The organism is Hahella sp. KA22, from assembly GCF_004135205.1.
Taxonomy (GTDB): Bacteria; Pseudomonadota; Gammaproteobacteria; order Pseudomonadales; family Oleiphilaceae; genus Hahella.
In genome coordinates, this window is sequence record NZ_CP035490.1 from 3903041 (window position 1) to 3914620 (window position 11580).

Annotated in this window: 11 protein-coding genes and 1 pseudogene; 5 read left to right on the plus strand and 7 right to left on the minus strand. The window is 52.2% G+C overall.

Annotation, left to right across the window (positions count from 1 at the left end; translation table 11 throughout):
* Window positions 1–3: 3 nt before the first annotated feature.
* The 3 genes from EUZ85_RS17455 to EUZ85_RS32025 are packed head-to-tail and all read left to right on the plus strand — an operon-like array spanning window position 4 to window position 2268.
* Window positions 4–408, plus strand: a complete 405-nt coding sequence (locus EUZ85_RS17455; RefSeq protein ID WP_127970491.1) for an E2/UBC family protein — start codon at window positions 4–6, stop codon at window positions 406–408.
* Window positions 405–1853 carry a ThiF family adenylyltransferase gene (locus EUZ85_RS17460; protein ID WP_127970492.1) on the plus strand — a complete coding sequence of 483 codons (1449 nt, stop codon included), beginning with the start codon at window positions 405–407 and terminating at the stop codon, window positions 1851–1853. The genes EUZ85_RS17455 and EUZ85_RS17460 overlap by 4 nt, the downstream gene beginning before the upstream one ends.
* Entirely contained in the window at window positions 1840–2268 is a 429-nt protein-coding gene (locus EUZ85_RS32025) for a DUF6527 family protein (protein WP_370454954.1), read from the plus strand. Before EUZ85_RS17460 ends, EUZ85_RS32025 begins: the two co-directional genes overlap by 14 nt.
* Window positions 2269–2641: 373 nt before the next feature.
* Here the strand turns inward: EUZ85_RS32025 and EUZ85_RS17465 are convergent.
* A pseudogene (locus tag EUZ85_RS17465) lies at window positions 2642–3800 on the minus strand (IS3 family transposase).
* A 39-nt stretch (window positions 3801–3839) separates the two neighbouring features.
* On the opposite strand from EUZ85_RS17465, the gene EUZ85_RS17470 reads away from it, so the two are divergent.
* Both EUZ85_RS17470 and EUZ85_RS17475 read left to right on the plus strand, forming a co-directional pair.
* On the plus strand, window positions 3840–4640 hold the full coding sequence (locus tag EUZ85_RS17470) for a DUF6216 family protein (protein ID WP_241567068.1): 801 nt from the start codon (window positions 3840–3842) through the stop codon (window positions 4638–4640).
* 285 nt (window positions 4641–4925) lie between these two features.
* Entirely contained in the window at window positions 4926–5327 is a 402-nt protein-coding gene (locus tag EUZ85_RS17475) for a cupin domain-containing protein (RefSeq protein WP_127970494.1), read from the plus strand.
* 392 nt (window positions 5328–5719) lie between these two features.
* On the opposite strand, the gene sctV is transcribed toward EUZ85_RS17475, so the two are convergent.
* The 6 genes from sctV to EUZ85_RS17505 all read right to left on the minus strand — a co-directional run bounded on the left by sctV (window position 5720) and on the right by EUZ85_RS17505 (window position 11568).
* On the minus strand, window positions 5720–7810 hold the full coding sequence (gene sctV / locus EUZ85_RS17480; protein ID WP_127970495.1) for a type III secretion system export apparatus subunit SctV: 2091 nt from the start codon (window positions 7808–7810) through the stop codon (window positions 5720–5722).
* Window positions 7807–8190 (minus strand): hypothetical protein, encoded by a 384-nt coding sequence (locus tag EUZ85_RS17485; protein WP_241567069.1) that lies wholly within the window; start codon window positions 8188–8190, stop codon window positions 7807–7809. Before EUZ85_RS17485 ends, sctV begins: the two co-directional genes overlap by 4 nt.
* Entirely contained in the window at window positions 8187–8588 is a 402-nt protein-coding gene (locus EUZ85_RS17490) for a hypothetical protein (RefSeq protein WP_127970497.1), read from the minus strand. The genes EUZ85_RS17485 and EUZ85_RS17490 overlap by 4 nt, the downstream gene beginning before the upstream one ends.
* Before the next feature lie 11 nt (window positions 8589–8599).
* Window positions 8600–8977, minus strand: a complete 378-nt coding sequence (locus EUZ85_RS17495) for a YopN chaperone SycN-like protein (protein ID WP_127970498.1) — start codon at window positions 8975–8977, stop codon at window positions 8600–8602.
* A gap of 49 nt (window positions 8978–9026) precedes the next feature.
* Window positions 9027–10160 (minus strand): type III secretion system gatekeeper subunit SctW, encoded by a 1134-nt coding sequence (gene sctW, locus EUZ85_RS17500; RefSeq protein ID WP_127970499.1) that lies wholly within the window; start codon window positions 10158–10160, stop codon window positions 9027–9029.
* 247 nt (window positions 10161–10407) lie between these two features.
* Window positions 10408–11568, minus strand: a complete 1161-nt coding sequence (locus EUZ85_RS17505) for a hypothetical protein (RefSeq protein WP_127970500.1) — start codon at window positions 11566–11568, stop codon at window positions 10408–10410.
* Between the last annotated feature and the right edge of the window lie 12 nt (window positions 11569–11580).

An 11580-nucleotide genomic window follows, 5' to 3' on the forward strand; every position in this document is an offset into this window, starting at 1 on the left:
GATATGCCCATACTGCTGGACGAAGATTATAAAGAGATGGAAGCGCAAGGTTTTTCGTACATTGAGGACGAAGCCCTGCGCTTTTTGGTCTTGACGGACTACAAGCTACCGAAAGGCATTTACGATCACGAACTGTGTGATGTATTGATAGTCATTCCCAATAATTACCCGCAAGCAGGTAATGACATGTTCTGGACAAACCCCAGACTGTCTCGCCTGGATGGGAAGCTGATCCCCGCGACCAACAATATGGGGGGCAGTGACAACAGGATGTTTCAGGAAAAGGAGTTTTGTCGCTGGTCCAGGCATTGGCACCATGGAAAATCTGTTTGGAGACCAGGTGCAGATGGCATTGAAACAATTTTGAGGAGAATTGACTGGGCGCTTCGGAGGCCAGACGCAAAATGAATGCAGCAAGATTAACATTACTTGGCTCCCAGCATAATGAGCTAGTAAATTACTTTGAAAAACCTTCAAAAGGAGAGGAGCGAGCGGCCATAGTGCTATTCCGCAGACTTCATATCAATGTGGATGGCTTGCCGGACTCGGACCGCTTTATTGCCCAAGACGTGATACCTTTTGATAAAGCGTGGATTAATAGTAGCTCCCCCTCCCATGTTGATTTCAAACTAGCTCCATTAAGGGAGGTATTTCGGAGGTGTGAAGAAGAAAAACTAGTTTTTGGCTTTGTCCACAACCATCCCGAAGGACCAAATGAGTTTTCAATCAAAGATGACGACAACGAAATAACTCTGTTAAAAGCGATCAGCAATCGGAATGGTAAAGACATTACTTTCGTAGCAATGCTCTGGACTAAGAGTGGATGGAAAGCTCGTGTCAGAGCAGCAGCTTTGCCAGAGAAAGCCCTCCCCGTTAGACACACGTTAGTTACGACCGACCCTCTGAAAATCTATGGTTATCGGGAAAGCAGTGAAGACCACTCCGAAATACATAAGCGGGGAGCCACTGCATTCGGTCAGCCTTTTGTAGATATGCTGCAATCCTTGCGTGTCGGCGTGGTCGGTACAGGAGGGACTGGCAGCCCCTTTGCCACATTGGGGGCACGAGCTGGTATTGGCGAGCTTGTATTGATAGATGGCGATGATCTGGCATTGAGCAATCTCAACCGAGTGAGAGGCCTGAAAAGAAATGATGTCGGAAAAAATAAAGCCAGCAAACTAAAAGATTTTATTGAAGATATTGGTGTGTCCGTGAAAGTCGGAGCCTACGAGTCAATAATTGATTCTGACCCCAAAGCGTTAGATGCGCTTGCTAGCTGTGATGTGGTTGTGGGCTGTACGGATGACTTTGTTGGCAGGGACGTGATGAATATAGCCATCTATGCTTATGCTCAACTATATATCGACCTCGGTCTTGGTGGACGAATCATGGATGATAAGAGAGGTCAACCTGTACTTCGTTATCATTTTGGCCGGATCAGTACCATTCTACCTGAAAGTGGGGAATGCCTTTTTTGCCAGGGAGTTATTCATGAAAAGTGGATACAGACCCAGCTTCTAAAGCGTGAAAACCCTAACTTAACCAAAGAAGAGTTAAAGGAAAGATATCTTGAAGATGGTGGCGAAGAGGCCCCCGGTGTTGGACCTTTTACCAGCGCCACAGCAGATTTTGCTCTAGCAACGCTGTTTGATCTGATTAAGCCGTATCGGCGTCGGCCCCCTGAACTTCGTAGAGATATGATTCAGATCGATTTTGTGAATATGGAGCTTAGCAGCCGCCAGACTAAATCCAATAATGAATGTCCGTATTGTAGGCAGCGGAAATTTTTATTAATGAAAGAGACTTACAGACTAAAACGGCCTGTATTAGGAAAGCGTGATGAGTATATTTAAAAGAATAGTCAGTTGGTTAGAGGGACTATTTAGCCTAGCGGAAACGGAGCACGCGCCCAAGCGATCATTACCCCCCGTTCATTTCGCTTGCATAACCTCCGTGCAAAAACCGCCAAAGAATAAAGACATCGAGGAAAAAACATTTTATTACGTCACCACATCTGGAAAGCCAAAATGGGCCTTATTCCTGTGTCCGTGTGGATGTGGAGATGTCATCACCTTATCGCTACAGGAGGTTCATACTCCTAGTTGGAAACTGACAAAAGCTGTTTCTGGACACCCAACACTACAACCTTCCGTTTGGCGTGACAAAGGATGCTTAAGCCATTTTTGGTTAAAGGAAGGGCGTGTATTCTGGTGCCCGGATACCGGCACTCATCCAGATTTGAGGAGGGGAAGAGTCACTTCGGTATAGTTAAACTTAAAGCCTTGTTCTCATAGGTATATCAAGTCAAATCCTACCTTTGAAAATTGGCGAGAACTCTAAGATCAAAAATCGATCTACCGCTAATATGGTATCGGCTTAATATAATGTAAATTCAAGATGCGTCCAAAACTACTTAATGACGTAAAGAGAGGCAATCATTGAGTTTGGTGAGTGTAGTTGTTTGTTCGTAATTTTTATTTTGTGCTGATTGTATTTTGTTTTTAATATACTTTTCTGAAATCTGTATCGTAAAACTATTTCGTGAGTGTTTATTATGGATGAGTTTGTTGCAAAAGTAAGTTCTCTGATAGTTCCAGGTGTTTCATTTACTCTGCTCATGGTGGTTGTTTGTTTGTTCTGGTCAAATCCCACCGGACACTTTCTTTAGAGAATTTTCATAATTAACCGGCGACATATCATTGTTCGCCGTATGCAGTCTTTCGAGGTTGTAATATCTCATGTAGGCTGCGACATCCTGCTTCATGTGTTCCCGGGTGGGCTGGGGGATTTTGAATATCCAGTCATGCTTAAGACTCCCAAAAAAGCGTTCAACCACCGCATTGTCCCAACAGGCTCCCACATCGCCCATACTTGCCCTGATTTCATACTTTTCCAGTAGTTTTCGATAATGTCCGCTGGTGTACTGAGAGCCTCGGTCACTATGGAATACCAAGCCCTTGGGCGGCTTCCGCAAATTATAAGCCTTGATCAGCGCCTGGCTGACCAGGCTCGTTGTCATGCGCTTGTCGATGCGCCACCCGACGATCCTTCGGGAATATAAATCCATGACAATGGCCAGATACATCCAGCCTTCCCCTGTTTTCAGATAGGTCACGTCGCCAGCCCAAACCTGATTGGGCGTTGTAGGATTAAAATTCTGATTCAACAAGTTATCCGCCACCGCATGATGGTGTTTGCGCCTTGTAGTGGGTTTGTAAGCAACGCGTTGCGTGACCTGAAGACCAAGCCGCCTCATGAGCTTGCGAACCCGGTAGCGTCCCACCTGAAAGCCTTCTTCGCGTAGCTTCTTCATCATCTCTCGACTGCCCAGACTGCATCGAGAAGCTTTAAACAGTCGCTTCATTCGCCGATGCAGGTGAAGCTCATCAAAATGGATCACCGGCGCGGAGCGCCGACGCCAGGCATAGAATGCTGATCGACTTGCACGCAGAGCCCGGCAAAGCACTTTCACAGGGAAGCGATTCGACTCTGCTTGAATGAAGGCGAACTTTATTTCATTTCTTTCGCGAAGAAGGCCGAAGCCTTTTTTAGAATTTCCTTTTCCATGCGCAGCTCTTTGTTTTCTTTGCGAAGCCGTTTTAACTCGGCGCGCTCGTCTTCAGCCAGAACCTGGTTTTCAAGCTGGCTTCAATTTTTTCCTTCCACTTGTAGAGCATATTGGCGCTAATGCCGAGGGATTTAGCCGCTTCTGGGACGGAATAACCTTGGTCGCGCACCAAGGAAACGGCCTCTTCTTTAAACTCTTTTGTATACTGTTTATACGACCTTTTCTGACTCATGCTGACACCTTAATCGTTGACGGGTATTGTCTCTTATTAATGTGTCCGGGACTATTAGACCACTACAGTTGGTTTCGGTCGAGATCGGGTACATCTTATGGTGTATTAAGTCGGCTGTATTCAATGATTACTGGAAAGAAAGGGTATTATGATGACTCACTTGAAATCTTTTCAAAAGAACAAAAAGATATTGAACGATTCAATACGGAATTCAAATTCAGGGCTAAATCTTTAAAGGATATCAGCCTATTTAAGCATTGGCTTGATGTCCATGATATGGATATGCGTAGGTTCTCTAAGCTTAGAGGATTTTTTGATCTCGAAAAGAGGAAGATTTACAAAGTCAAAAGTAGATTGATTGTTGCGCAGATTTCTGCTGGCTCTTTTGCTTACATTTTAGCATTTGTTTTTCTTTCTTTAGCCATGTCAGACTCTGCCTTACTTAAGTTTAAGGGTGAAGAACAATGGTTGTGGCTTAATCATGAGAATGCATCAAGTGTTAATATTCTTCTACCTTTTAATAGTGCTGCTCGACAGTGGAATATTACAAAAGAAGATTGTGCTAAGCCAAGTTTTGATTTGAAGTCACTCTCTGCAACAAGTATGCTTAGTGAGGAAAGTGTCAGCGTAGTCTGTGAATCTTTTAGCAGCTCTGAAGATATTAATAGAATTGACAATGTCATTGATGAGCAGTGGACGCTTGGGATTATATCGTTTTTATCTTTAATGATTATCTTCCTTTACCTTTTGCGCGAGATAGTAAAAGGTGCTGACGCCCTAATGGGAAGAAAATACTTATACCGTAGATTAAAGAAGGCTCGGCTAAGACGCATCTTATAGACTTCTGCAAAAAGTCTGCAATATCAAATGAGAGCCCTTGACGTAAAACACGATAGTTTTGCTTATTCAGTTTACGCCGAGTTCATGCGGCGTGTATTTTTAGAATGCTTTTGATGCAAGCCTCCCACACTCCCAGAGTGGAAATGTGTTGGGAGAATTGCGGATTTTTGGTGTACTTTTATCGGATAGCTGAGTTTTATTTTTGAACAGTGTTTTGTTTATCCGGCCTGTTTGGTCATCAGGTCGTCGGTGGGGTTCAACACAACAATACAAGTGAGGGTACGTATGAATCTGGATAAAGATATTGTGACGGTGAGGCCGGAGGGGACGATTGATACGATTCAGAAGTTGCCTAATTATTTGGGAATTTCCGGGAAAACGGCGGGTTCTACCGGGATTTCGATGAATATTGTGGTGATTCCGCCTTCGGCGCGGGCGGAGCCGCATTTTCATGATGGGTTTGAGACGGCGATTTATTTGCTGAAGGGGAATGTTAAGACCCTGTATGGCGAGAATTTGTCGAAGTCGGTGGTGAACAAGGAAGGGGATTTTATTTTTATTCCTGACGGGGTGCCGCATCAGCCGATCAATCTGAGTGATACGGAGGAGGCCATTGCCTTGGTGTCCCGTAATGATCCCAATGAGCAGGAGAGTGTTCAGGTGTATCGGCCGGATCAGTCGGCTTGATGGGTATTGATTGATATGGCGACCAGGGATAAGAAACAGGGCCTGATTTACGCGGGCCCTGTCCTTGTCAGGCTGTCATTTTAACACTGCTTGTCTGTTGGAATAAGGAGCCTCTGAAAAACGTTGGCGAGGCCGTCAGGGCAAGGAAAAAGTCGGCGAAAAAGCGCAGTTTATCGAGAATAAATGAGCATTTTGAGCCGACTTTTGACGCCGCAATGGCGGCCGCAGGTAGTTTTTCAGAGGTTCCTTAATATTAATATGGCAATGATATTGACATGGTAATATCTGGCGCATGGATGCGCCTGCGCGGCGGAGAGCCGCGGGAGACAGGGCCTGACATGTGCAGGCCCTGTCGTTGCAGACAAATAGAAGGAAGCTATTTGTCTGCCTGATTAATAGCTCAGCGCGATCCTTCCCAGCGGCTGAATGGTGATTTCCGGCGTCAGGTCCTGGTAGGAGAGTATCGGCAGTTGGCGCATGTCTCTTTCCAGTAGTTTGCGCAGGTAGCGGCGCACGTCCATGGAGGTGATCACCACGACTTTTTGCGCGCCGGGATTCAAGTCGCCCACGGTGCGTTTGGCGATGTCCACGATCTTGCGGGTGGTGTCCGGCTCCAGGGCGAGGTAGGCGCCGGAGGAGGTCTGGCGCACGCCGCCGCGAATGGCGTCTTCCAGAGACTGATCCAGCATATACGCCGGCAGGATATTCTGCCCGTTGCTGTATTTGTAGCTGATATAGCGACGCAGGCTGTTGCGCACGTACTCCGTCAGCAGCACGGTTTCCTTCTCTTTCTGACCCCATTCCGCCAGGGCTTCCAGAATGCTGCGCAGGTTGCGGATGGAAATGTCTTCTGACACCAGACGCTGCAGTATTTCGGTGATTTTCTGAATCGGTAGCAGGCGCTGCACCTCCTTCACCAGCTCCCCGTAGCGTCCTTCCATTTTCTCCAGCAGAAAGCGAGTCTCCTGAATGCCGATGAACTCCTGCGCGTACTTTTTCAGGATGATCGACAAGTGATAACTCAACACCCGAGGCGGGGTCAGATAGGCGACTTCCATCTTGTCCAGCGAGGTCTGATGACGTTGTTCCACCCAGTAGGCGGGGGCGTCGGGCAGCAGTTCCACTTCACTGTTATGCTCGATGGCCAGCAGATCCAGTTGCTCCTTCTGATCGCGCACCAATAACTGCCTGGGCTTGATAAAGCCTTCCGCAATCGGCGTTTCCTGCAGATGAATCTTATAGCGGCCGTCGCTCAATCCGTGATTGATGCGCAGATGAATGCCCGGAAACGGCACGCCCAGGTCGAGATACAGGGAGCGGCGGATTTTGAGAATCTCCTCATTCAACGCATTCGGGGCCAGGGCGTCTTCCGCGTCGGCGGCAATGTCCACCAGCAGCGGGACGGTAAAAGTAAACTCTTCCGCTTCGTTGAGCTGCGCCTTGCTCGGCGGCTGGCCGGCGGCCGCCATGGCGGACAGTGGAGGATGCTTGTCCGCGCCAGCGTTTTTGGATTGCCGGAGCGTGAACACGCCAATGCCTGTCAAGGTTAACGCCAGCACGATAAAGGTGAGGGTGGGGAAGCCTGGAATCAGCGCGAAGGTGAACAACAGACCGCCGCCGATCAGGATAGCCTGGGGCTTGCTGACGATCTGATTGGCGATGTCCGCGCCCAGGTTTTCCGACTCGTCGGTGGTGACCCGGGTGACGATGACGCCAGCGGTGATGGCGATAAACAACGCGGGAATCTGCGCCACCAGTCCGTCGCCGATGGTGAGAAGGGCGTATAGCTCCAGGGCTTCGCCGGAAGTCATGCCGTTTTGCAGCGTGCCGATGGCGACGCCGCCGAGGATGTTCACCGCGATGATGATCAGGCCGGCAATGGCGTCGCCTTTCACGAACTTCATGGCGCCGTCCATGGAACCGTACAGCTGGCTTTCTTTCTGCACCTGAGAACGGCGGTGGCGGGCTTCGTCCACGTCGATGACGCCTGCGCGCATATCGCCGTCGATGCTCATTTGTTTGCCGGGCATGGCGTCCAGCGAGAAACGGGCGCTGACTTCCGCCACCCGTTCCGAGCCCTTGGTGATCACCAGAAACTGCACCACAGTGATGATCAGGAAGATAACCAGCCCCACCACCAGATTGCCGCCCACCACAAAGCCGCCAAAGGCCTCGATGATGGAGCCCGCGTCCGCCTGCAGCAGAATCAGTCGCGTGGTGGTGATGGACAGCGACAAACGAAACAGCGTCGTGATCAACAAGACAGAGGGAAAGGCGACGAACTCTAGCGGCGAACGTAGATACACCCCCACCATCAGCAACACCACCGCCAGCCCCATGTTGACGCCGATCAGGATATCCACCAGCACCGTGGGCAAAGGCAGAATCATCATGAAGATGATCGCCACCAGCATGGCGGCGAACAGAATGTCTTTGCGCCCGGCGATTAATTGCAGGGTCTGGTTCAGGCGTGCGAGGGTCATGACGGAGTCCTTGTGGCTAAGAATTGCAGATAGTGAGTCAGCGCGGGCTCCCTTTGTCCCAGCTTGAGATGGCAATGGCTGCGCAGCAGCGACAAGCGCGAGTCCGACGCGCCCTGTAACCGTTTCTCGCAGGCCTTGCAGTACTTCAACGCCAGTTCGTAGCGGTCGAGCTGATAACACAGATAAGCCATCTGTCGCAGCGGCGCGGGATCGTCCGGCGCCAGTCTGATCAGCAGACGCAGCAGCGGTTGCGCCTTGGCGTACTGACGGCATTGCAGAAACACGGTGGTCACCTCCTGCAGCCAGGCCGCCTGCTGCGGTTGCAGTCTGCTCGTGACGCTGGCGAGTGGAAGCGGGGCGACGGATTGAGTTGGTCTCATGGCTTTTCCAGGGCGCTCAGGTTGCTGCGCAGCCATTGCCGGTCTTCATACAGCGCGTTGAGAATGGCGACGGCGCTTTGCAGCGTTTGCCGGAATTCGGGATCGCTGCTGGCTTCCGCCTCCTGCTCCAGCGCCGTTAGCGCGGATTGGGTGGACGCGGCCACGTCGTCAAAATCCTGAGGGTCGACCCCGGTGGCGCCGGACGTCCCAATCAGGGTGCGCAGCATCTCCTGACTGGTCGCATGACGCAGAAACAGCTTCTCCGTGTGCTGGACGACGGATTCCCCTCGCGGCACGAAAGGCCGGGAAGGAGCGTTTGCGGTCGTACTGGCGTCCTGTCCGTCGTTATCGTGGACGCGAATGCTTTGCACACCTTCGGTGAAAGTCACCAGATCCATGGATCACCTGCCTATTGATTCAGTTGTTGATGAAGATAATCGAGCACGCCCAGCGCCTCGTTGAGACCGGCGATGGACAACTGCTGACGGGACAGCGCGACGATGAAGGCCAGTTGACTGGCGCCTTTCATCCCGGTGTGCGCCCGCAACGGCAAGGGCTGATCGTAATGCACCGCGCGCAGCGCTTTGGGGATTAAGTCCTCGCAGTCGTACTCGCTGATTTCCTGCAGCCGCACCAGTAGCAAACCCTGTTCGCGAGGCTCGATCATCAGCGTTCCCGAGCGCTCAAACGCCAGCGTCAGCGGCTCGCCGCGCCAGATAAAATCGGCAAATCCCAATTGTTGCAGGAACTCGGTAATCGTCAGGTGAACGGCGGCGTCCTGCATCATGAGCGCGACTCCTTGGCGAAGGGGAAAATGGCTGTCACTTTGGGCCTCCTTAAGGTTGTTCGGCTTCTTGCTCAATGCTGAGATCCAGGCGCTCCTGAATGACGGTCAGCAGCTTGTCCCGCTCAAACGGGTCGCGGTACGCTTTCAGCGGAATGGCACGCATCAGCTCCTTGAAACCGCGCCAGAAATAGATGGTCATGGCGGGCGGAATGTTTAATGCCTTCAGTACGCCGCCCAGTTGCTCCACGCCGACCCATTTCTTCTCCAGCAGGGCGAGCAGTTGCTCCATGAGCGCGTATTTATTGAGCGAGGCCTGAGCGCGGTAGATTCTCTCCAGTTGCGCCAGAAAATCGCGACACTCCGCGTCCAGTCCTTCCAACGCCTGTAACGCATAAAGATCCTCGATAATCATGCGCAGGCGCTCTTTGGGCAGTGAGGGGCCTTCCGATCCCAGGTCAGCGCCCAATGCGGAAATCAGGTAGGCGACAGATTCGGAAAAACGCTCCTCGCCATACTGGGCTAGGATCTTGCGGAAAGTGTCGGTGAGACTGCCGTAATCCAGCACCGCGTCACGGTAGAGCTTACGCAGTTCATTCAGCGCGCCAAGCTGGCGGTCACCGAACTGGATGGCGACCTCCGCCACATTGACGCCTGCGAGAATCGCGGCGCCGTTTTCCTCCAGCATATCGTCGAGCGCGGCTTCCACAGACGCCAGCAGGGCATCGACACTGGCGTCCCCCGCCTTGCGTTTACGTCGCAACTGGTCACGCACAAAGACCAGCGCCAGATACTGTTGAGACAGATCTTCAAACTGCTGCGCGGCGCGCTGACGAGTCTCTGCTTTGGCGGTATCGTTGTGGGCTAACAGCTGATGCAGAAACGGCTTGAGCTGCTTTTCCTTATCCAGCTCCCTGGCTTTCTCCACGTACGCCAACGCCTTTTCCAGCGCCTGGGTTTTATACAGCGGCCGTTCGCCAATCTTGCGTTTGCTCAGGTCCTCGCTCTTTTTCTCGGAGCGCAGAAAAGACATCTCCTCCGCCGCAGAAGCGAACAGCGACTTGTCATTGCTCGTCAGACTCACTCCCTCGCCGCGCCAGTTCCCCGCCGCGACCGAGGCGCTCATCGCGTCGGTGCGATAGCTCCTGTCCGTCTGAAATGAAACGCCGCCTGTGAGATTAGACATAGACAAAACCTGTGTGATACCGAAAAACGACAGGGAGCGGAATCGCCGCCAAGCCCGTTTAAGTTGTTGCTAGTGTTGCGTTCAGAGGCGGGAAGAGAAATAGATCGGTGGATATAAACGGCTGTCGTAGCAGACCAATAGAAGGAAGCGATTTGTCTGCCTGGTTGATAAGAAAAAGAGCCGGCGCAACAGGCCGCCGGCTAAGTCATGGCTAATCAACGCGGGACAACAAAAGGCGAGCGCTTTATCAAGCCATGATTTTGCTGTTGACCTGGGCGCGGGAGGTGATGAATTGATCCAGGAAGTCCTGGATGGCTTTGGCGCCTTCGCTGGCGGCGCGCACGAACTCCACTTCGCTTTCCACGTCCGCCTGCGCTTTGGTGGCTTGCGCGTCCTGTTGCTCTTTCTCCGCCCGGTCCAGTTCCGCGGAGTAGCTCAACGGCGCGGCGATGAGGCCGCCAAAGCCGGTAAAGAACTGGCCGACGACCATGCCGATGCTGCTGTAGTTTTGCGCGTCGGACATTAACTCCTGGTGTTTGACCTCCGCGGATTTTGTTGACGTATCTGGCCCGTCGGCGTGCTCTTTGGGCTTGTCCGCCGCTTCTTTGGGTTTGTTGGCGTTGGCGGCGTCCGGGGCTTTCTCCGCATCCGCATGAGTTGTGGGTTTATTGGGCGTCTCCGCGTTCACGGCGGGCTTATTTTGACTGCTTTGAGCGGACCCGTTGGCGGGCGTCTTGTTCACCTGGGCAGTGCTGGCTGTTGGCGGCGTTTGTCCTGTGTTGGCTTTGTTGGTGGTTGTCGCGGCGGAGCCTGTATTGCCCGGAGCAGGCGGTTTAATCACTGGCTGCGGCATCTCCAGTTCCAGCGTTTTTTGTGGAGCCGGGGCGTCCAGCTTGGACTTGGCGATGTCCAGTTTCATGGCCTTATTGGTCTGGCTGATCGCTCGGGCGCCGCCATACATGCCAAGGGCGCCGCCGGCCATGGACATGGCCCCATTCACTACCGACGCGGCGAGGTCTTTCCTGGCGGCGCTTTTGATCTCTTCCGCTTTCGCTTCCAGGGCGGTCCACTGGGACAAGTAGGCGTCCTGGCGGGACTCAGCGGCCTGACGACGCATTTCGATAAAAATCTTATGAATCGCCTCCATGATTTTGAAGGTGTCGGCGCCGTGGTTGGTCCCGTTCAGCTTGAAGCTGAGGGCGTTGGCGTCAAACTCTGATTCGAAGCTGGACGGTTCGTCCAGTAGTCTTGTCGCAGGCGGGAAGGGCGTCTCCGCGCCTAGCTGTCTTGACGCTGTGAGGGCGGTCGGTTGCGCGGTGCGCGCAGCCGATGCGGACGCGTTTTGCGTTGAATACAGGGACGCCGGCGCCGGTATATTGAGCTCCAGGCCGGTATTGCTGATGTTCATGGTTTTACCTCA